The sequence below is a fragment of the Prevotella micans F0438 genome (assembly GCF_000243035.1).
GTDB lineage: Bacteria > Bacteroidota > Bacteroidia > Bacteroidales > Bacteroidaceae > Prevotella > Prevotella micans.
In genome coordinates this window covers 835,464-857,426 of the sequence record NZ_JH594521.1, presented here as the reverse complement: position 1 = coordinate 857,426, position 21,963 = coordinate 835,464, and the positions used below count along the sequence as shown (strand labels likewise).

The following is a 21,963-nucleotide window of genomic DNA, read 5'->3' as shown; positions in this document are numbered from 1 at the left end:
ATGCCCCTCGAAGAAACGTTAAGCAAAATTGTTGCGTGGCAAAAGCGACGAGTGTCCAACCGCGAGCTGATGCTTGTGCTGGCTTTCATTGTGGGTTTTCTGGCCTCAGTGGCGGCCTATGTGCTGCATATCATCATCGGGCAAATTGAGTCGCTCATCACTTCGGGTTTTCGTATGATGACGATAAACTGGCTCTATTTGCTCTATCCGATAATTGGAATTTGGCTCACTGGATTGTTTATTCGATATATCGTGCGCGATAATATTTCGCACGGAATAACGCGTGTTCTCTACGCCATCTCAACGAAGCAATCTCGACTGAAGCTCCATAACACTTGGTCGTCCATCGTAGCCTCGGCCATCACCATCGGTTTTGGCGGTTCGGTTGGAGCCGAAGCTCCGATTGTACTCACGGGGTCGGCCATAGGTAGTAATCTGGGCAAGGCATTCAACATGGACAACCGGAAACTTATGTTACTGGTGGGATGCGGAGCAGCGGCGGCGGTGTCGGGAATATTCAAAGCTCCGATTGCCGGACTGGTTTTCACGCTCGAGGTGCTGATGGTTGACCTCACGATGGCGTCGCTCTTACCGATTCTCATCTCGTCGGTCACGGCTACGTGTTTTTCTTATTTCTTCACGGGCAGTGCAGCGATGTACGACTTCCATATAGATTATCTCTGGAGTTTAGACCGCGTTCCGCCAACTATTCTGCTTGGCATCATGTGCGGTTTTCTATCGCTCTATTTTATGCGAGTTATGTCGTGGTGCGAAAACGGATTCGCGAAGCTGTCGAGCCGTCCGTATATGAAACTTATTGTAGGCGGACTGATTCTTTCGTCGCTCATCTTCCTTTTCCCGTCGCTCTATGGCGAGGGCTACAGTTCGCTGCGAATCTTCATCGAAGGCAAAACTGAATTGGATTGGGACAGCGTGTTGCGCGGGTCAATGTTTGCCGGAGAAACAAAATTTCTCGTGCTCTATGTGGGTTTGGTAATGATAACCAAAGTGTTTGCAACCAGCGCAACAAACGGAGCCGGCGGATGTGGCGGAACTTTCGCACCATCGCTGTTTATCGGCGGATTCGGCGGATTCTTCTTCGCTCGGGTTTGGAACATAAATCATCTGGGAGTGTATATTCCGGAGAAGAATTTCACCCTCTACGGTATGGCCGCCGTGATGGCTGCCGTGATGCATGCTCCGCTCACAGGAATCTTTCTCATCGCCGAACTCACGGGCGGTTATCACCTTTTCATTCCGTTGATAATCGTTACCATCTGCTCATATCTCACAATAAACATCTTCGAGCACCACAGTATCTACGCCGTTCGTCTGGCTCGACAAGGCAAACTGCTCACTCATCATACCGACCATTCCATACTCACAATGATGAGTATGAAAAACATAATCGATAAAGATTTCACGTCAGTTAAACCCGACTTGGAAATGGGTACCCTCGTACATGCCATCAGCTCAAGTCGCGACAACTACATTCCCGTGCTCGACGACAGCGGCAGACTGCTGGGCGAAATCGACATAAACAAAATTCGACACATCATCTTCCGAACCGAACTATATCATCGCTTCCGCGTAAGCCAGCTCATGAGCCCTCCCGCAGCCGAACTAAACGCCAACGACCCAATGGAAGATGTAATGAAAACCTTTGAACGAACCGGCGCACAATATCTTCCCGTCGTAGACATCGATGGACAGCTTGTGGGGTATATCTCACGAATCAGACTCTTCGATTTATACCGACAATTGGTGGCCGACTTCAGCGCGGAATAAAAACATTGAATATGAAAAAGAAAGATTTGCGAATCGTTTTTATGGGAACTCCCGAATTTGCCGTTGAATCGCTCAAGGCACTAGTAGAAAATGGTTATAATGTTGTGGGTGTTGTTACGCAGCCCGACAAACCCGTTGGTAGGCATCACGAAACGCTACAGGCATCGACCGTGAAGCAATATGCCCTAGAGGTTGGACTGCCCGTTTTGCAACCCGAGCGGATGAAGGACGAAACATTTCTTGCCCAGTTACGCGCTCTCAAAGCCGATTTGCAAGTGGTTGTTGCTTTCCGAATGTTGCCACGCGAAGTTTGGAGTATGCCTACGTACAAAACATTCAATGTTCACGCTGCTCTTCTGCCCGATTATCGAGGCGCTGCTCCCATAAACTGGGCCGTGATAAACGGCGAAACTGAAACCGGAGTAACCACTTTCTTTCTTGACGAAGACATCGACACAGGCAGAATTATCCAACAAAAAAAGTTCCCGATTCCCGATGATGCCAATGTGGAATATGTTTACAACGGACTGATGCATCTAGGTGCTAAGGTCGCCATGGAGACGGTTGATTTAATCGCCACCGCACAGTCATTCGAAGAAATCAGTTATCAGCAAATTAACAATGGTAATCTTCACACAGCGCCAAAACTCTTCAAAGAAAATTGCCTAATCAATTGGAATCAACCGGCTAAACGAATCTACAATTTCATCCGCGGACTTAGTCCAATGCCCGGCGCATGGACTTCGCTTCCCGGTTCGTTGACGTTGAAAATCTATAAGTCGGCTAAAACCTCCCGCTCTTCGACCGGCACTCCCGGTACGTTCGTAGTCGAGCGCAACAGACTCTACGCAAACACCGAAGATTTCCAACTCGAACTGGTGGAAATTCAACTCTCCGGAAAGAAACGTATGATGGCCGACTCTTTCCTCAACGGTTTCCACGACCGATTCCCTTGGTGAATAAATCCTTGGTCTTTTTTAGTGGCATAAAAACAAATCTTCCACAATCGGGTTAGCTCTTGATGTTCGGAAGAAAATAAGTAATTATGCCCATCAATGGAAGGAAAGCTGTTAGTTCGAAAACAAATCGTATGCTTTCGACATCGGCCAACCAACCGAAAAATGCAGAGCCAATGCCACCCAATCCAAAAGACAAACCAAAGAAAGCACCCGAAATCATTCCCACATTTCCTGGCAACAATTCGGTTGCATAAACTAGGATTGCCGACATTGCCGACGACATAATCATACCCACAAACATGGCTAATGCAACCGTCCAAAACAGATTACAATAGGGTAACAATAATGCAAAAGGTGCAGCGCCGAGAATACTTCCCCAGATTACATATTTCCGCCCATAACGGTCGCCCACAACTCCGCCAACGAGCAATCCAAGCGCGGCAAAAACGAAAAAGCCAAACAAACAATATTGCGAAGCCGCAATACTTAGACCGAATCGGTCGATAAGGTAAAACGTGAGATAGCTCTGGATGTTGGCCATGTAAAAATCTTTCGAAAACATCAGAACAAGTAGAATGATAAGCGCTGCAACAATCTGCCGACGCGAAAGATGAGTTGAGTTAGTAATATCGAATCGCGAACGGCTCTTGCCGTAAAGTTCTATCTGCTTCTTATACCACTTTCCAATTCGCACGAGCAATCCAATAGCAACAATCGAAAGCAAAGCGAGCCAACGAATGGTGCCCTGTCCGTGGGGAACAATCATAAGAGCACCAACTACCGGACCGAACGCACGTCCCACATTTCCGCCCACCTGAAAAACCGATTGCGCCATACCTTTTGCACCACCAGAAGCCAGTCGGGCAACCTTCGACGATTCGGGATGCAGAACCGATGATCCGATTCCAACCATAGCAACTGCTGCAAGAATCAATGCGAAACTATCGGCAAACGAAAGCAACACTAGTCCGCCGAGAGTGAAGCACATGCCCATCGCCAAACCATAGGGACGCGGATGCTTATCGGAGAAATAGCCAACTAACGGCTGGAGCAACGACGACGTGAGCTGATTGATGAGTGTAATTATTCCAACTTGTAGGAAACTCAACCCGAGAGCCTCCTTCAACATGGGATAGATAGCCGGAATGACCGATTGAAACATGTCATTGAGCAAATGGCCGAGACTAACCATAATCAAAACCGAAATCGTGGCCTCGTTGTTAATCTTAATCCTTTTCATTTGTTTTCAAGGTTCAATAGAAAACGTTTTATTTCGAGCCCTCCGCCGTAGCCAACCAGTGAACCGTTGCTGCCAATGATGCGATGGCAGGGGGCGAAAATCGAAATATTGTTGGCTCCGTTAGCCAATCCTACCGCGCGAACAGCTTTTGGATTGCCGATTTTCTTGGCCAGCCATGCATAGGATTTCGTTTCGCCAAATGGAACATCAAGCAGTGCCGACCAAACTTTTTTCTGAAAATCAGTACCTGCAAAAAGCAGCGGGATGTTGAACGTTCTGCGCCTTCCGGCAAAATACTCTTCGAGTTCGTATGCCGCTCGTCGGGTTATTTCCGATGGAGTATCGACGAACTCCGCATTCAAAAGTTTTCGCAATTTGCAGTCGGTCTTTGGCCTGTGTTTTTCGCTCGTCCAATCGCATAAACATAACTTCTCTTCGCAAGCTCCCAGAAGTAAATCTCCGCAAGGCGAATGATAAATCTCTGTGTGAATAATCATCTCTTTTTTTGTTTTATAACGAATTTGCATGAGCCGAGGCAATAGTCCAGAAGCTGCATATCCTCATCTCTCATACGATTCAAAAGTAAGAGGTTTTTTATTATTAAGCGGGACTATCAATTGTTAACATCTACTTATGGCTTACTTTTGCAGGGAGATAACATCAATAGAAACATTTTTTTAATTTCCAATATCCGGATTTATGAAACACATTCTTTTATTAGCGCTTTTGGCATTATGCCCAATGGCTATGTTGGCCAACAAAACGCAAATCGAACAAAAAACAAAAACTGTAAAGCGAAATGCCAAGCAGACATCCGTCGAAACATATCTCGATTTCCTTTATCGATATATGCCACAGCCCGACAAAACCGACTACAGCAGGGAGTTCTACAAGCAGAATATAGCCCTCGCACTTCAGGCAAGGAAGGATATGCCATGGGGCGAAAAAGTGTCAGAGGATTTGTTCCAACATTTCGTCCTGCCTGTAAGAGTAAACAACGAAAACCTCGACGAAAGTAGAGCGGTATTCTTTCCCGACTTGAAAACCCGACTTAAAGGATTATCGATGAAAGAGGCTATTCTGGAAGTTAATCATTGGTGCCACGAGAAGGTTACTTATCGGCCATCTGATGCTCGAACAAGCAGTCCGCTAGCTTCCGTTCGTACAGCCTATGGACGTTGTGGTGAGGAGAGTACGTTCCTTGTTGCCGCCCTGCGTTCGGTTTGCATTCCAGCTCGGCAGGTTTATACTCCGCGCTGGGCTCACACTGACGATAATCATGCCTGGGTAGAGGCCTGGGCCGACGGACAGTGGTGGTTTCTCGGCGCATGCGAACCTGAACCGGTTCTAAATCTGGGCTGGTTCAACGAGAGTGCATCACGCGGACTGCTGATGCACACAAAAGTGTTCGGCGATTATAAAGGAAACGAAGAAGTGATTAGCTCAACGCCGTTCTACACCGAGATTAACGTGGTTGATAACTATGCCAAAGCAACAAAGAAAACTTTGCGCATTGTTGACACACAAGATAGACCAATTGCGGGTGCAAGAGTTGAGTTCAAGATTTACAACTATGCCGAATTCTTCACCGTGGCCACAAAATTAACTGATGCCCGAGGAGAGGTTAGTATAACAGCCGGTTTGGGCGATATGATTGCGTGGGTGTCAAAGGACGGCAACTACGCCTTCAAGAAGATAAACTTCCGCGAATCCCAACCAAACATTATTGTTCTTAGCTCGGTTCGCCCCCAAAGAGTTAACGATTTCGATATCATTCCGCCGGCTATGGTTAGTTCACTTCCGCCCGTAACAGCCGAGCAACGCCGAAACAATGACCTCCGGAAGATGCACGAGGATTCCATCCGCCAGGCCTATGAGGCAACAATGAAAGATGAATCACGAGGTAATTATGATGTAATAAACCGATTCCTTGCCGAGGCAAAAAACCAAGTTATGGCAAAAAAATTACTGGAGGTTATCTCGAAAAAAGACCTGCGCGATATTCAGCTAGCCGTGCTCAAAGACAATGAAACTGAACGCACCGATACATCAGAAATCTATTGCAAATATGTGCTCTCGCCGCGCGTGGAAAACGAATGGCTCGTACCCTACAAAGCAGTGTTTCGGAAAGAACTTGCAGCAATAAAATCGCCCCAGCAACTACTCGAATGGACTCGTAAAAACATAACGATAGACAACACGCAGAATCCGCAACACCTGCGTATGTCTCCACTGAGCGTTTATCGAACAAAGCGCACAGATAATCGGTCGTGGAAAATATTCTTCGTGTCGGCCGCCCGAAGCCTGGGCTTTCCCGCACGTGTGAACGAAATCGATGGACGACTGCAATATTGGGCAGATGGCAGATGGAACGATACAGAAAAGGCTAAAGTGACGCCAACCGGTAAACTACAACTCGATTATTCGCGAATGGCCGGCATCGACGATCCGAAATACTACATCCATTTCTCAATAAGCAAGATTGTTAACGGCAAAACGCAGTTGCTCACCTATCCCGACGAAACAACCTGGCAAACAACATTCAATAAACCCGTTGAACTCGAAACCGGAACCTACATGCTAATCACCGGAACCCGCCTTGCAAACGGCAGTGTGCTGGCTCATTGCGAAACATTCAACGTTGAGAAGGGCAAAACAACCAATGTACGCCTAAGCCTACGCGAATCTAACGACGAAGTACAAGTCATAGGCTCGCTAAATGCCGAAAATAACTACTTCGACACTGCCACCGGTACAACTACATCACTACTTGCAACGGCTGGTCGAGGCTACTATGTAATCGGAATCATCGCTCCCAACCACGAACCATCCAATCACACTCTACGCGACATAGCTCTGTGCAAGGAAGGATTTGAAAAGTGGGGACGAAAAATATTCTTCCTCTTCGAAAACGAAGAAGCACGTAGCCGATTCAATGCAAGTGAATTCGAAAACATGCCGTCGACCGTAGTATGGGGCACAGACATCAAAGGCAACATCTACAACGAAATCCGAAACGAATTCCATCTCACCAGCTCGTCGCTGCCTATCTTCATTATTGCCGACTCGTTCAATAGAGTAGTCTTCATCAGCCAAGGTTACACTATCGGACTTGGTGAACAACTTCTCAAAGTGATAGGCAAATTGTGATTCTTGTCCCCCTGGATTGTCGGGCAAGATTCACTAACTTTGCGTACAACCATATATGAATAACATTTTAATACATTCAGATTTATGAAAGATTTTGATTGGGCAAGTTTGTCCTTTGGCTATCAGCGAACCGACTACAACGTGCGCTGTAATTATCGCGATGGAAAATGGGGCGAAATAGAAATCAGCTCCGACGAGTACCTAAACCTACACATGGCGGCAACCTGTCTACACTACGGCCAAGAAGCTTTCGAAGGCTTGAAAGCATATCGCTGTCCTGACGGAAAAGTTCGAGTGTTCAGGGTGGAAGAAAATGCAGCTCGACTACAAAACACTTGCCGCGGCATAGTTATGCCCGAAGTGCCAACTGAATTGTTCAGTGAAATGGTGGAAAAAGTAGTGCGACTCAACCAGCAATACGTACCGCCCTACGAAAGCGGAGCAACCCTATACATTCGCCCGCTCCTCATCGGAACATCTGCACAAGTAGGTGTACATCCGGCACAAGAATATTGTTTCATCATTTTCGTAACCCCGGTGGGACCATATTTCAAAGGCGGATTTTCGACCAATCCATACGTGATTGTACACGATTTCGACCGCGCTGCCCCTCTCGGAACCGGAACTTTCAAAGTGGGCGGAAACTATGCCGCATCTCTCAAAGCTAACCAACTAGCCCACGCCAAGGGTTATGCATCCGAGTTCTATCTCGACTCGAAAGAAAAGAAGTATGTCGACGAATGCGGAGCTGCAAACTTCTTCGGAATAAAGAACAACACATACGTAACTCCACAATCGTCGTCAATCCTGCCTTCGATAACCAACAAGAGCCTAATGCAAATTGCTGAAGACCTCGGACTAAAGGTTGAACGCCGTCCTATTCCGGTTGAAGAACTCGAAACATTCGAAGAAGCCGGAGCATGCGGAACTGCGGCTGTCATCTCGCCCATTTCGCGGCTCGACGACGCTCAGACCGGTAAAACATACAGCTTCGGCGACAAGCCCGGTCCATGGTCAACCAAACTCTACGAAACTCTTCGCGGTATTCAATACGGCACCGTGGAAGACAAGCATGGCTGGACGAAAGTCATAATCGAATAGCCCCCTCCCTTATACTATCTTCTTCGAACTTCTATCAGAAAGTGCAAACTCACTTCTTCTGATAGAAGTTTTTTTGTTCTATCCCGTGAGTTCAGAATAACCTTTTGACTAAGTTCTGCCGGCCCATATGTGGCTGTTAGGGGTCATTCTCTTAAACTCCCCCTTGACCCGATAAGGTCGTATGTAGGGAGAGACCTCGTGCCTGTCCGCCCGTCCGATAGGGAGAGATATGTCATGCAGTAGATAGGCCGAATTGTCATGAGAATCCGGACAGACACGGGGTCTGTCCCTACATGCGAGCGTGCCGCCCGAGTTGGCTCCATGTCTGTCATCCATCGTCCCTCCTGGACTTAAGCGAATTCTTAAAACCGAACTCACGTTATTTTAAGTGTACAGGAGAGATAGTATCTATACAAGAGGATAGATACTGGGAATACGAAAGGTACTATCGTTTTTGCAAAAAGGTACTATCGTTTTCTATAAAAAGTACTATCGTTTTTGGCAAAAAGTACTATCGTTTTTGACTATAGGACGATAATAAATTATTACGGGGACAGAAAAACCTAAGGAAACTTAGTGCGAGTTTTATATAAATGGCTAGGGTGTGGCATAGAGAATTTCTATTCCAGACAGCCTATGATGTCGCGAAGAGATATGCAGGAGTGTTGGTCGAGCCAGCGAGAGATGCCGTCGCGAATTTTGAGAGATACTTGTGGGTCGATGAAGTTGGCCGTGCCCACTTGGATGGCAGTAGCACCGGCCATGAAGAATTCGATGGCGTCTTCGGGTGTTGAGATTCCACCGAGACCGATGACGGGAAGATTAACAGCGTGGGCAACGTCGTACACCATGCGGAGAGCTACGGGTTTAATCGCCGGACCGCTTAAGCCACCCGTACGGATGCTCAACCGTGGCTGACGACGTTCGATGTCAATAGACATTCCCATGATAGTATTTATCAACGAGAGAGCATCGGCTCCTTCAGCTTCGCAAGCTTTAGCTATGGAGGTTATGTCTGTAACATTCGGCGACAGCTTCACGATTAGAGTTTTGGAGAATCGCCGGCGCACTTCACGTACTACGCTTGCCGCACCCTCGGGGGTGACTCCGAAAGCCATTCCGCCTTTCTTTACATTCGGACAAGAGATGTTGAGCTCAATGGCGGGAATACCGGAAAGTGAGTCGATTTTTTCGGCCGTTTCGGCATATGTTTGAGGCGAGTTACCGCTCACGTTCACGATGATATGAGAATCTATTGAGGAATCACCGCGTCGGTCGTGCTTCATCAGTTCAGGATAAATGTGAGTCACGAAATGGTTTACACCCTTATTTTGTAGACCCACACAGTTGAGCATTCCCGACGGGGTCTCGGCCATACGCGGATAGTCATTGCCCTCGCGCGGCTGCAGAGTTGTGCCTTTCACAACAATGGCTCCAAGGGCGTGAAGAGGCACAAAATCTTCGTATTCCAGTCCGTAGCCAAAGGTTCCGCTGGCTGTCATGACGGGATTTTTGAGTATAAGGTTGTGCAGTTTTACAGTTAAGTTCGCCATTGTTTTATTCTTTTTCGGGTTATGATTATCACCTACCAGAGCAGACTGTTGATGTTGAAAACAGGACCTTCCTTACATACACAGAGATTGCCTTGCGTTGTTTTTTCTACACAGCAAAGACAAGCGCCAAGGCCGCAGGCCATGAGGTTCTCGAGCGATACTTCGCAAACAATGGAATTCTTACGGGCAAAGTCTGCAACAGCCATCATCATGGGTTTCGGACCACAGGTTGCAATCCGATCGTAGTTTTCAGTTTTAAGACAAGAGTGCATGGTGACGAATCCTTTTTCGCCCAGTGAACCATCTTCGGTTGTTATCATGACGCGTCCCAGAGCTTTGAAATTATCGAGTTCTGGAATATCGGCAGCTGTTCTAGCCCCTAGTAGAAAGGTGGGTGTGGCACCGGTTTCTTTGATTAGCTTTCCGAAAAGCAACAAAGGAGCTATCCCCACACCTCCGCCAACAAGTAGCATACGTTCGAAATCTCTCGGCATAGTGAACCCCTTTCCCAACGGTAGAATGCAGTTCAGAGTATCGCCCGGTTTCAAACTGGCCAACGAACGTGTACCGCTTCCCACTTTAGCCACAAGCAACCAAAGTTCGTTACGCTCCCTGTCTAGAAAATTTACGGAAATAGGGCGACGCAGAAATATTGTGGGTGAGGAGTCAACCCGAACTTCAACAAACTGTCCAGGAAAGATTTCAGGAAGAGGAGATGGATGGGTGAGCTTCAGCAAAACATAGCGCACACTGATTTGTTCGACCGTTATAACTTTCAAATCGAGAATATGCTTCATTTCTTTCGGTTACGATATTCTGGACGGAGTTCAACTTTGGGAATCTTCACGTTGTCGCCGGCCGAAAGAGAAGTGGCATTATTGAGTACTTGGAAATAACCAATCATGTCGGCACCGAGGGTGTGTTTACTAAGTGATTCCAAGGTTTCACCCTTTTTCAGTACGACGGTTCTTTCCACTCCGACGATATTATATGCCCCGTAACGAATCCGTGGGTCGGCGTTCATTGCAGCATAGGTATCGGTCGATTCGGCTACTGATTCAGTTTTGCGGAGTGTCGTATCGGTCTTTGCCGAGTCAACGGATTCTTTCTTGGTTGAGTGAGTGGTTACTTTTTTCTTCGGTGCTGGAGTGGCTGAATTAGAATCGTGCATATATCCGCCAAAGAAATATCCGGCTACAAAGATGGCACACATTACAGCAGCCAGAATAGAACGGCGACGAAGTGGAGATGGTTCGTCGTCGTATTCATATATATCTTCATCTACAGAGGATTCCTCCTCGGGTTCGGGAGTTTTTTCGGTAGGCTGTTCGTTGTTGCGCGGTTCTTCGGGTACTGATTCTTCTTCGGTGGGTTCATCCTCAAACTCGACACCATCTTTCAGAGCCACTGATTCGAACTGTGAGAACGGTTTGTTCACTAATTCTTTCATCGATGTTTCAGGAGTGAAGCTAATGTTTTCACCCAACTTGCCAGTTTGGATTTTGAACGTGCCCAATCCTCGTACCTTCACCTGACGATCGGAATCGAGTCCTTCTCCGATTGTTTCAAACAATTGCTCCACAAACTTTGCAGCCGTGACAGCAGGCAGTTTGTGTTGTTTCATCAATGCTTCGAAGAGCGAGTTTGTGAGTTCGTTTGCCATTATTCGGTTCCTCCTTTATTAATCTTTTCCTTTAGTGATAGAGCTGCCCGAAAGTTCAGTGAGAGCTTGGGCGGAACTAGCATACGCTGGCCTGTAGCAGGATTAACCATGACACGTTCCAAACGTTTCTTCACTTCGAATGTTCCGAAACCTGGCACAGCAACGGAATCGCCTGCCTCGAAATTCTTTGCCATTGCTTTGACTATGGTTACGGTTAGTTTCCGACTCTCTTCCTGCGAGAATCCGCTCTTCATTGCCAATGCTACAATAAATTCTTTGTTATTCATGCTGTGGGTTTTATTTGATTTGACCTTGAATGTCGAAGTATTCAGAGTCGGTTATTTCAACATTGTAGAACTCGCCGATGCGCAATTTTCTTCTCGTTTTTATAATCACTTCGGGGTCTACCTCGGGCGAACTGAATTCGGTTCGGGCCACATAATAATCCGATTCCTTCCGGTCGATTACGGCTTTCATTGTTTTCCCAACCTTTTCGGCTTCTATTTCGGCAGATATTTCCTGCTGTAAGGCCATCAGGCGGTCAAGGCGTTCTTGTTTTACTTCTTCGGGCACGTCATCGATATAGTGTTCGTAGCTATAGGTTCCGTCCTCGTGCGAATAGGCGAAAGCGCCCATCCGTTCGAATCGCGCCCAGCGAACAAAGTCAAGTAATTCGTTAAAATCGTCTTCGGTTTCGCCGGGAAAGCCAACCATCAGAGTTGTTCGCAGATGGATACCGGGAACTCGGCGACGTATTTCGGTTATGAGATCAATGGTTTCTTTCTTTGTTACATGTCGGAGCATCCTATTAAGCATACGATCCGAAATGTGCTGCAGGGCTATATCTAGATATTTGCAAACGTTATTATTGCGCCTGATGACGTCGAGCAGTTCCATTGGGAAGTCGTTCGGATAGGCATAGTGAAGCCTTATCCATTCCACACCGGGAATTTTCGCCATTTCGTCAATTAGGTTGCTTATGCGACATTCACCGTAGATGTCGATTCCATAATATGTGAGTTCCTGCTCAATAATTTGAAACTCCTTCACACCCTGCTGCACAAGCTCGCGAACCTCTTGCAAGACATCTTCCACGGGACGCGAAACGTGCTTGCCGGTTATGAGCGGAATGGCGCAATAGGCGCAACGACGGTTACATCCTTCGGCAATCTTGATGTAGGCGTAATGTGGAGGAGTTGTGAGATGTCTACGGCCATCACACGATGGAATTTCGGCCTGTCCGAGGTCAGTGAGCAATTGTTTGTAGTTGAATTTACCGTAGAATCTATCAACTTCCGGAAGTTCTTTTTCAAGTTCGTCTTTGTAGCGTTGTGAAAGACATCCCATGACGAAGAGTTTCTTTAGTTGTCCGTCCTTTTTCCGTTCTGCAAATTCCAGAATAGTATTGATGCTTTCTTCTTTTGCCGACTCGATAAATCCGCAAGTGTTGATTACGGCTATTTCACCTTGCGGACGTTCGGAGTCGTGCGTGCAGATGAATCCGTTAGCCTCGAATTGTTTCATCAGAAGTTCGGAGTCTACCAGATTCTTCGAGCATCCCATGGTTACAATGTCTATTTGGTTTTTCTTCATCGACGAGCCGCCGGTCTCAATTGTTTCTGAACAAACTATCCACGAATTGCTCGTTGTTGAAGAGCTGTAAGTGTTCCATTCCTTCACCGAGACCTATGTATTTCACGGGTACTTTCAGCTGGTCGCTTATGCCGATAACTACACCACCCTTGGCTGTGCCATCGAGTTTGGTGATGGCTAACGAGGTTATTTGTGTAACCGATGCGAACTGCTTAGCCTGCTCAAAAGCGTTCTGTCCGGTGCTACCGTCGAGAACCAGCAGAACCTCGTCGGGTGCCTGTGGAAGCACCTTTTTCATCACGTCTTTAATTTTCCGAAGTTCATTCATCAGGCCCACTTTATTGTGCAATCGTCCGGCGGTGTCAATAAGTACCACATCGGCATCGTTAGCCTTTGCGCTTTGCAGGGTATCGAACGCAACGCTGGCCGGGTCTGACCCCATTTGTTGTTTCACAACGGGCACCCCTACCCTTTCGCCCCAGATTTGAATTTGTTCGATGGCAGCTGCACGGAACGTGTCGGCTGCTCCGAGATAAACCTTCTTTCCGGCCTGTTTGAACTGATAGGCTAGCTTTCCGATAGTTGTTGTTTTGCCAACGCCGTTCACGCCCACAACCATAATAACATAGGGTCGGTGGTCGGTGGGAAGTTCCCAATTGTCGGTGTTTTCAGAATGATTTTCGATGAGCAAATTAGCCACCTCTTCGCGCAGGACTTCGTTCAGTTCGTCGGTCGAAACATATTTATCGCGTGCTATGCGTTCTTCGATTCGGCGGATGATTTTGAGTGTCGTGTCTACGCCAACATCCGATGTTATGAGAATTTCTTCAAGATTATCGAGCACTTCGTCGTCGACCTTCGATTTACCGGCTACGGCGCGTGCCAATTTCGAGAAAACGCTTTGTTTGGTTTTCTCGAGTCCTTTGTCGAGAGTTTCTTTCTTGTTCTTGTTGAATAGTCCGAATAAAGCCATGTTGATTGGGATGATTTAGAAATAGAATCGAACGCCGGTTACAATATTCATTCTGAAGAATCCGTTTGCCCTGTTTTTCAACCAATACGTGTTGTCGGGATAGAGCGACATAAGCGTGTTTACCTCGCCTCCAAGACCGAAATGGTTATTTAGCATATATTCGACTCCGAAACGCGTATGGAGTCCTAAGCCGAAGTCATTCTCAGTCCTATGCCTATCATGTGAGTACGAGTTAGCCGTATAGTAAACTCCTCCCAAGCCAACTCCCAGCTCCATCAGAAGTTTCCGTGCCGGGCGCCAGCTATAAGAAAAGGTGGGTGCGGCATAGAGCATCGACAGTTCGTTGTCGTAGTCGAAGTAGAAATACGAGTAGTCCATTGTTACTCCGAGTCCGATTCCGCCTTGCCAATAGTGTGTGTATTCGGCGGTCAGAGCCACGGCTAATGTTCCGGTGTATTCGCCCTGGGATGTTTCCACGCGCGACAGCATCCACGTAGGTCCGAAGTTTAGTTTTATGATGTTCGACGGCACACTACTTCTGAAACTTCTTCTCACCACCGGTGAGGCGGGCGCTTGTACTTCAACCGATTCATTTTCCTGCGTCTCCGCGGTTTCGGGCTCAGCCGAATGGATTTCAGCGAAAGGAACGAGCGATAAGATGAACGCAATAACGAATAAATAAACTGATTTAGTTGTTCTCATTGTTATGTAAAAGTTTTTATTGTTTATACTCCTTGACTTTAAACTCTGGCTTGCATGCAAAGGTAAGGCAAGCACCATAAATACAGGAAGATATAACATCTTTTTGCCGGGGCAAACGGGGCCGACAGAGCATAATCTTGTTGTTTTAGCCTCGATACGAGCTTGCGCGAACCTTGCCGACGAGGATTTTGCGTCGGTCTTATTATCGAAGTGCGCCTAAAATGTTTTTGTCGACTGGCCCCGAGGGCATTCTATCCGAAACAATGTCATCGCTAACAGTATAAAAAGATTTTATGCTTCGGCGATATCGTCGCCATGACTTAAAACTAATTTTATCTACCGGCGACATCGTCGCCGACACTTAAAAAACATTTTATGTTAAAGCGACATCGTCGCCGACAGTGAAAAATTATTTTATGTTAAGGCGACATCATCGCCGACAGTGAAAAATTATTTTATGTTAAGGCGACGATATCGCCGGCACTTAAAAAATATTTTATGTTAAAGCGATGCTGTCGCCTTAACTTATATTTTATTTTAACTAGCGGCGACGGCGTCGCCAAGACGTAAAATTTATTTTCACTACTGGCGACGATGTCGCCATGATATAAAATTTATTTTAAGTGTCGGCGACGATGTAGCCAGTAATAAAAATAAGTTTTAAGTGCTAGTGATGATGTCGCCGATAGATAAAATTAGTTTTATATCATAGCGACAGCGTCGCCAGTAGATAAAATAAGTTTTAAGTCATAGCGACGATATCGCTGAAACATAAAATCTTTTTATACTGTTAGCGACGACATTGTTTCGGATAAAATGCCCTCGGGGCCAGTCGACAAAAACATTTTAGGCGCACTTCGATAATAAGACCGACACAAAATCCTCGTCGGCAAGGTTCGCGCAAGCTCGTATCAAGGCTAAAACAACAAGATTATGCCCGGTTGGATAGGCCGAGTCACATAACTTTTCCCCGACATGTCCTGTCTGGGTATTTATGACAATTCGGACGTTCCGACCACATGTAGGGACAGACCCCGAGGGGTGATTTGCTGTCCGATACGTCTAGCCTTGTAGAGACGACCGTTATATTAAACCGAGCTTGCGTAAGTGTTCACTGTTTCGTATTCATCGACGAAACGGCGGTAAATGTTTTTTTTGAGTTCTAATGTCGAAGAGCCAAGAGATTGCTGCTCAGCAAAGGTTATACGCCGGCCGATGCGAATGAACACGTCGCCCCGCCCGCAAATAAAAGAACCGCTGGGCATAATGTTACGCAAACCGTGGAGATAGAGCGGAACGATGTCGGCTTCGAGTTGTTGCGACAATAGGAAAGCGCCGTTGTGGAAGCGCGATATATCATCAGTCTCGGCGCGTTTACCTTCTGGAAAGATGGCTATGCTATAGCCCTCGGCGATACGGGCGCGACAGGCTTTGAGAAGAGCCTCCGGACCTTGCTCCATCGACACGAAATCGGCAAAACAAAGAATGCGGTGTACAAGCGGATTGTGCCAAACCTTACGCCCAGTAACAATGAGTATCTTCGGGGAAAGAGCCATGAGACACAGCGGGTCGAGTATCGATTGATGATTGCTTATTATGATGGCAGGACGGTTGAAAGTTTCGTTTTCGGGGTTAAGAATCGTGGTGCTAACGCCCGATATGTGGTGAATGTCGAAACGGAAAAAGCTACACATCTGCCGGTGAAGAAAGAGTTTACGCTCGGGCGTCTTGCGGCGAATTTTGAAGAGATAAACGCTCAGGCATAAACCGTAGGCTATCTGCCCGAAATAAACCGCAGCGCCGAAGAGAGTCAGAATTATCCGCCCCAAACTAATGGGCCAATGGCGGGGCGAACCGTCGCGACGAGTGTATATCCACCCGAAAACAATTGGCGGCACAACATAGGTCATCGCTACCACCGAAGCCATTCCGAGAATAGTTATCTGACCGAGAGAATGGAGCGCGGGATGGCGGGCCACGATAAGGGTGCCCATGCCGATGAACATGATGGCGGCCGAAAGGAGAATGCTTCGCTTATAGGAGGCAAGGATTCGGCGGCGGTGCTGGCGTTCGTAAATGAGGCCTTCGGTGATGAAGATGCTGTAATCATCGCCCTGTCCGAAAATGAATGTGGCGAGAATCACGTTGACGAGGTTGAATTTGATGTCGAACAGGTGCATCGTACCCAGAATCCACAACCACGACATGGCCATGGGAAGGAAGGCGATGAAGGCATGTTCGAACTTTCGGAACGATAGCCAGAGGAAGATGAAAACGATAAGACTGCAAGCCCAGCCAATGTAGTTGAAGTTGGCGGAGAGCGACGTGGCTATGGAGCTGTTCATCGACCCGACGTCGAAGGCCCATCGCCCGTCGGATAGTTCGTTCTGAGCGGCAATGATTCTGTCGGCACTGGCGGTTGGCACGTTCAAAATTCTCACGGCCGTATTGCCAACGATGCGCGTGCCTATACCGTTGGCGGTGAGTGGTGCGAAGAAGTCGATGCTTTTCGGAGTGAGTCGAGTGTTTAGAAGGGTGTCGAAATCGGTAAAAGCTTCATACGAGAATCCGTTTCGAGCGGCGATGTCGGGTAATGTGTCGCAGAAGATGGCTTGATAACGGGTGGTGAAACTGTTCCAGCGGTCGATGCGTCGCTGCTGTTCACGACGACTGGCGATGAATGGGTCAGCTCCCTGGAGTTCGCTTAGCTGAAGCGCACTGTCGGTAGTTGAACTCTCGGCGGCCAGATAGAGTTGCGTCTTGCCCGACTGCTCGTTTCGCATCGCACTGAGATTCATCAATGCTTCGCGCTGTTCGGGCTTGAGATAGTTTATGTTTTGCATATTCGTGTCGAACGACGTGTGCAAACTGAAATAGCCCAGCACAAGTGTGAGAATAACGAGCGATGCGATGAGGATGCGGTTGCGGGGATAGACAGGCGTATATTCTTCGACCGATTCTTCTTCTACCTCCGTCTTAGGCTTCGTGTTGCGGGGGTAGAAGTGTGGCAGAAACACCATCACGAAGAATATTGTTGCAACGAGCATCAGAGCGGCGAATATTCCAAGGTCGCGCAGGGCGGTGGAGTCGAGTGGAATAAGCGCGCAAAAAGCCCCGACGGTAGTGATGTTGCCAATGACGAGCGGCTCGGCAATGTCTTTGAGCGTGGCACGTGGCGAAGATTGGTGGGCCAGATGCGATACGAAATGCAGCGGGTAGTTCACAGCAATGCCTATGATTATGGAGGCGATGCCGAGCACGATTATCGACACCTGCTCGTGAATGATTGACATACCGGCCATGGCGACAATCCAACCAAAACCAAGTGATACGACAATAAAGAGCATCGACCGCAAACTGCGCAACGAATAGAGTAGCAACGCCAAGATGAGTACCACGGCAATACTCACAGCCCAAAGACTGTCGGTTTTGATTTGCTCGGCATTGTGAACGGCTATCACAGGTGCACCGGTTGCAACGATTTGCACGCCTGGTACAGCACGCTCAACGATAGCGGAGGCATGGGTGATTTTGTCGAGTAAGAGGGCGTTTTTCTTTGTTTCGCTCGAACCGTAGGGCGAATCAATCATGATGATGGCCCGACGGTTGTCGGGCGTGAAGATGTAGCCGTCGTTTAGTTCGTAGTGCAGGGATGTGTTGGCCGATTGGAGTCGCTCGATAACAGGCGTGAAGAGTCCGAGCGGGTCGCGACCGATATTTGCAGAGAGCAGTGAACCGGTTGGCAGCAACAGTTGTTGTTTATCGTTGGCAATGGATGCGGCTATACTGTCGGCGTTCATCTTATGTTCCATTCGCCGATAATCGGCCTCGGTGAGAAATAGCGGCGCGTTCTGATATACGAACTCAGCCACGGCAAACATCTTATCGTAGTCGATTTGTGCGGTTGTTTTCCATTTCTCGCCGGCGGTTTTGGCGTTGAATGTTTCCACGGCACGAATGAGCCTGTCGACATCGGTTTTAGAAGTATCGCGCATCTGGAACACCACAAAAATCCTGTCGGCCGAATTGGTTTTCTTGTAAATGTTCATCGACTTCGAGTAGGTTTCGTCGTTCGGCAGGAAGTCGCTAATATCTTCGTTAAAGTCGAGCCTTAGCGTAAGCAGAATAGAGCCTGCAACAATCATCGCCATGAACATGTAGCACAGCAGGCGGCGACTTTGAAGGTAGTCGTAGATTCGGATAACAAGTCTTGTCATTCTCTTATGAGTTATTTTATGGTGCGTTTCGAATTTACCGGGTTAGCATATATTCCGAGGAATATTTCGCGCTGTTCTGATTCTGATAGCCTATTCATGCGCTTGATAAAGTCGGCCTTTTCCTGCAATGTGTATCGCGCCGAAGGTTTGGATGCGTTTTTCATCAGGTCGTGAGCAATGCGGTTGTTGCGGGTGAGCTTATAGTTGCTGATTATTCGTCGGTCTATAAGCTTGGCCACGGCGGCGATGGCATCGTGTGGCGGCAATGATTCGAATTCGGCGAGTTCGTCGGTCTCTATTGGATTACACACCTGGAAGTGTACGTTTCCTTTTGGTTGAAGAATCCCGGTGACGATGCTTTCGATGTCTTCTCCGGGGCGTTTCACATATTTCGCTCTGCGTGTTTCATAGATTTCGCACGCTTTGAGTATGTCGCAGGGTTCCCATTCATAGCTTACGGCCACTGGCACGATGTTGAGTTCGGCAATCGCATGGATTTTGTTACGTCCACCGGATATGGCGAACATGTTGATGAGTCCCTGGTCGGTTGCATCGATTCCGTTTTTGGTTCGACCATTGCGCTGGGCAATCCACACAGAGGCTTTTTTGTGGGTTATGGAGTTACGCATGTATTGCGATAGATGCAGTGAACTGCGATAGAACTCGCGTGCAGTTCCGCCCCGTTCAACTCTGAACATTTTGTTGCTTTTACCGATGTCTATAATCAGCGGATGGCACATAAGATTGGCTCCGAAGGTTATTTCGGTTGTTGGCAATCCGTGGTCGGTGAGTGCGTTCTGTAGCAGGGAGGCGTCGAGCACGATGTCGCGATGATTGCTCACGAACATATAGGCTTTGTCGGGCGAGATGTGTTCCAGTCCCTTGCAGGTAAAGTGACGTATGCTTCGGCGAATCACACTGCGGTTGAAGTGATACATCACCCGATGTTGGAACTCGTCGGTAGTTTTGATTTCATTCAGTATGCTGGCAACTTCTTCAATAGTTTTCTCTGGGAAAACAAATTCGGCCAGCTGATGAAAGAGTTCGCTTTGAGCTATGCGTTTCATGGCTGCGGGAATTTCGCTGTCGTCGTAGGGACGAATATCGTCGAAGAATCCCGCGGGAAATGTTTGGTTGGTTGTGTTAGTCATTTACTTTTTCGTTCGTCGATGAATTTAATCGGTTTACGGCTTTTTGCTGGGAAGTTTATGCGTTGTATCTCTGCAGCGGGTAATATTTCGATGATGGGTGCTACCCGGATGCGTGAGCGGAAGTGGTCTTTTAGATTTTTCACCACGGCTTCGTCTGATTTATCGGTTGCGCTTTCTTTCAGTCCCACGCGCACCACTACTTCGTCGGTTCCGGCGGCCGATTCGCGCACCACTACCACATAGTTTTCGATGTAGGGTGTGTTATCGAGCACATCGTTCACAGCGGGTGGATAGAGTGTGGTTCCTTTAAGTTTGATGAGATTATTCTTTCTCCCCACGAGTGGAGTGAGTCTGTAGGCCCATCGACCGCACTTGCATCTGGCGGTGCACTTGGCGGCGATGTCGCCCGTTCTGAATCGCAGCAGTGGCATTGCCTGAACGCCGAGAGTGGTTACGACTATCTCGCCCGTTTCGCCGTCGGGGACTGGTAGTCCGTCCTCGCCGATGATTTCAACTATGATGAGTTCTGGGTGAACATGACCGCCGCAACCGCATTCGCATTCCGAGAAAGTTGCGCCCATTTCGGTGCTCGAATAGGTTGCGAAGAGTTTCACTTCGGGCCATTTTTCGTGTATCCTCCTCCCCAGCAGATTTAGTGAGAAATCCTGCTCGCGAAGTCCTTCGCCTATGCCGATTATTCGTTTGATAGACGAGCTGCGATAGTCAATTCCGTGTTCCTCGGCATATTCAATGAGTCGCAGTATGAACGACGGCACGCACATAATCGTGTCAGGGTGCATGCGTTTCACGGTGTCCCATTGTAGTTCGGGAATTCCGTTGCCCACGCGTATAATTCCTGCTCCGAGTTTGCGCAGTCCGAGAAAGTAGGCCATTCCGGCCATGAATCGTTTGTCGAGCGTTGTCATGAGCTGCACGACATTTCCTTTCCGCAGTCCGGCGCAGCTGAACGATTTAGCTTCGTTGAATGCCAATCGGTTTAGGTCGTCGTCGGTGCAGCCGAACGTAACCGGGTCGCCCAACGTTCCGGATGTTGTTATGTAGTCTATAATCTCGTCTTTCTTTACGCAAAGAAACTCCTCGTTGAACAGCTGCAGGTCTTTCTTTTCGGTGAATGGAATCTTGACCAAGTCGTCGATGGTTTGCACCTTTCGGATGTCGATAGAATATTTCTCGAACATGCGTTGATAGTATCTCGAGCGTTCATGGAGATATACCATCTGTCTTCGCAACAAATTTTCCTGGAAAAGCTTTATCGCCTCGGGCGATTGAAATTCTATGTCTTGTGACATTATCCTTATTTATATATAAATGTGTCGTTGTTCGCTTGTTTATTTTTTCGAGCCCACCTACGAACGAGTTGCAAAACTAATCTTATTTTCCATCTTAGGCACGCGTAGCAAGTAGAATTACAAATGAGGACGAGGCAAATCCGTCTGTGGGAAGCGTTCCAACTAGTTGGAAGAGCTAAATCCATCTGCGGGAAGCGTTCCAACTAGTTGGAAGAGCTAAATCCATCTGCGGGAAGCGTTCCAACTAGTTGGAAGAGCTAAATCCATCTGCGGGAAGCGTTCAAACTAGTTGGAAGAGCTAAATCCATCTGCGGGAAGCGTTCAAACTAGTTGGAAGAGCTAAATCCATCTGCGGGAAGCGTTCCAACTAGTTGGAAGAGCTAAATCCATCTGCGGGAAGCGTTCAAACTAGTTGGAAGAGCTAAATCCATCTGCGGGAAGCGTTCCAACTAGTTGGAAGAGCTAAATCCGTCTGCGGGAAGCGTTCCAACTAGTTGGAAGAGCTAAATCCGTCTGCGGGAAGCGTTCCAACTAGTTGGACGAGCTAAATCCGTCTGCGGGAA

The 21,963-nt window shown here is 47.7% G+C and carries 16 protein-coding genes; 4 read left to right on the top strand and 12 right to left on the bottom strand.

What is annotated here, in order from left to right:
• Positions 1–1,788, top strand: coding sequence for a chloride channel protein (locus HMPREF9140_RS03530; protein ID WP_006951796.1), 1,788 nt, complete (start codon positions 1–3; stop codon positions 1,786–1,788).
• 11 nt (positions 1,789–1,799) lie between these two features.
• Positions 1,800–2,747 carry a methionyl-tRNA formyltransferase gene (gene fmt / locus HMPREF9140_RS03525; protein WP_006951795.1) on the top strand — a complete coding sequence of 316 codons (948 nt, stop codon included), beginning with the start codon at positions 1,800–1,802 and terminating at the stop codon, positions 2,745–2,747.
• Positions 2,748–2,799: 52 nt separating this feature from the next.
• Here fmt and HMPREF9140_RS03520 read toward each other — a convergent pair whose 3' ends face one another.
• Both HMPREF9140_RS03520 and HMPREF9140_RS03515 read right to left on the bottom strand, forming a co-directional pair.
• Entirely contained in the window at positions 2,800–3,987 is a 1,188-nt protein-coding gene (locus HMPREF9140_RS03520; RefSeq protein ID WP_006951794.1) for an MFS transporter, read from the bottom strand.
• On the bottom strand, positions 3,984–4,484 hold the full coding sequence (locus tag HMPREF9140_RS03515; protein WP_006951793.1) for a methylated-DNA--[protein]-cysteine S-methyltransferase: 501 nt from the start codon (positions 4,482–4,484) through the stop codon (positions 3,984–3,986). Before HMPREF9140_RS03515 ends, HMPREF9140_RS03520 begins: the two co-directional genes overlap by 4 nt.
• Positions 4,485–4,686: 202 nt before the next feature.
• Between HMPREF9140_RS03515 and HMPREF9140_RS03510 the strand changes: the two genes are divergently transcribed.
• Together HMPREF9140_RS03510 and HMPREF9140_RS03505 are read left to right on the top strand one after the other, a co-directional pair.
• Positions 4,687–7,137 carry a transglutaminase domain-containing protein gene (locus tag HMPREF9140_RS03510; RefSeq protein WP_006951792.1) on the top strand — a complete coding sequence of 817 codons (2,451 nt, stop codon included), beginning with the start codon at positions 4,687–4,689 and terminating at the stop codon, positions 7,135–7,137.
• A gap of 84 nt (positions 7,138–7,221) precedes the next feature.
• Positions 7,222–8,238: a branched-chain amino acid aminotransferase gene (locus HMPREF9140_RS03505; protein WP_006951791.1), complete on the top strand. Its 1,017-nt coding sequence runs from the start codon at positions 7,222–7,224 to the stop codon at positions 8,236–8,238.
• A 620-nt stretch (positions 8,239–8,858) separates the two neighbouring features.
• On the opposite strand, the gene HMPREF9140_RS03500 is transcribed toward HMPREF9140_RS03505, so the two are convergent.
• From HMPREF9140_RS03500 to HMPREF9140_RS03455, 10 genes are all read right to left on the bottom strand, one after another.
• Positions 8,859–9,791, bottom strand: coding sequence for a dihydroorotate dehydrogenase (locus tag HMPREF9140_RS03500; RefSeq protein ID WP_006951790.1), 933 nt, complete (start codon positions 9,789–9,791; stop codon positions 8,859–8,861).
• A 32-nt stretch (positions 9,792–9,823) separates the two neighbouring features.
• On the bottom strand, positions 9,824–10,588 hold the full coding sequence (locus HMPREF9140_RS03495) for a dihydroorotate dehydrogenase electron transfer subunit (RefSeq protein ID WP_006951789.1): 765 nt from the start codon (positions 10,586–10,588) through the stop codon (positions 9,824–9,826).
• Positions 10,585–11,454: an HU family DNA-binding protein gene (locus HMPREF9140_RS03490; RefSeq protein ID WP_006951788.1), complete on the bottom strand. Its 870-nt coding sequence runs from the start codon at positions 11,452–11,454 to the stop codon at positions 10,585–10,587. Before HMPREF9140_RS03490 ends, HMPREF9140_RS03495 begins: the two co-directional genes overlap by 4 nt.
• A complete protein-coding gene (locus HMPREF9140_RS03485) occupies positions 11,454–11,741 on the bottom strand; it encodes an HU family DNA-binding protein (protein ID WP_006951787.1) in 288 nt (95 codons plus the stop codon). The genes HMPREF9140_RS03490 and HMPREF9140_RS03485 overlap by 1 nt, the downstream gene beginning before the upstream one ends.
• A gap of 10 nt (positions 11,742–11,751) precedes the next feature.
• Positions 11,752–13,047 carry a 30S ribosomal protein S12 methylthiotransferase RimO gene (rimO, locus tag HMPREF9140_RS03480; protein ID WP_006951786.1) on the bottom strand — a complete coding sequence of 432 codons (1,296 nt, stop codon included), beginning with the start codon at positions 13,045–13,047 and terminating at the stop codon, positions 11,752–11,754.
• Between the two features lie 16 nt (positions 13,048–13,063).
• The gene (gene ftsY, locus HMPREF9140_RS03475) at positions 13,064–14,020 is read right to left on the bottom strand and encodes a signal recognition particle-docking protein FtsY (RefSeq protein ID WP_006951785.1); all 957 of its coding nucleotides are present in this window, start codon (positions 14,018–14,020) and stop codon (positions 13,064–13,066) included.
• 15 nt (positions 14,021–14,035) lie between these two features.
• Positions 14,036–14,722, bottom strand: a complete 687-nt coding sequence (locus tag HMPREF9140_RS03470; RefSeq protein ID WP_006951784.1) for an outer membrane beta-barrel protein — start codon at positions 14,720–14,722, stop codon at positions 14,036–14,038.
• A 1,088-nt stretch (positions 14,723–15,810) separates the two neighbouring features.
• Positions 15,811–18,939: a 1-acyl-sn-glycerol-3-phosphate acyltransferase gene (locus HMPREF9140_RS03465; RefSeq protein WP_006951783.1), complete on the bottom strand. Its 3,129-nt coding sequence runs from the start codon at positions 18,937–18,939 to the stop codon at positions 15,811–15,813.
• 11 nt (positions 18,940–18,950) lie between these two features.
• Positions 18,951–20,090: a 1-acyl-sn-glycerol-3-phosphate acyltransferase gene (locus HMPREF9140_RS03460; protein ID WP_006951782.1), complete on the bottom strand. Its 1,140-nt coding sequence runs from the start codon at positions 20,088–20,090 to the stop codon at positions 18,951–18,953.
• Complete coding sequence (locus HMPREF9140_RS03455; protein ID WP_006951781.1) at positions 20,087–21,400, bottom strand: phenylacetate--CoA ligase family protein; 1,314 nt, start codon at positions 21,398–21,400, stop codon at positions 20,087–20,089. The genes HMPREF9140_RS03460 and HMPREF9140_RS03455 overlap by 4 nt, the downstream gene beginning before the upstream one ends.
• Positions 21,401–21,963 lie beyond the last annotated feature (563 nt).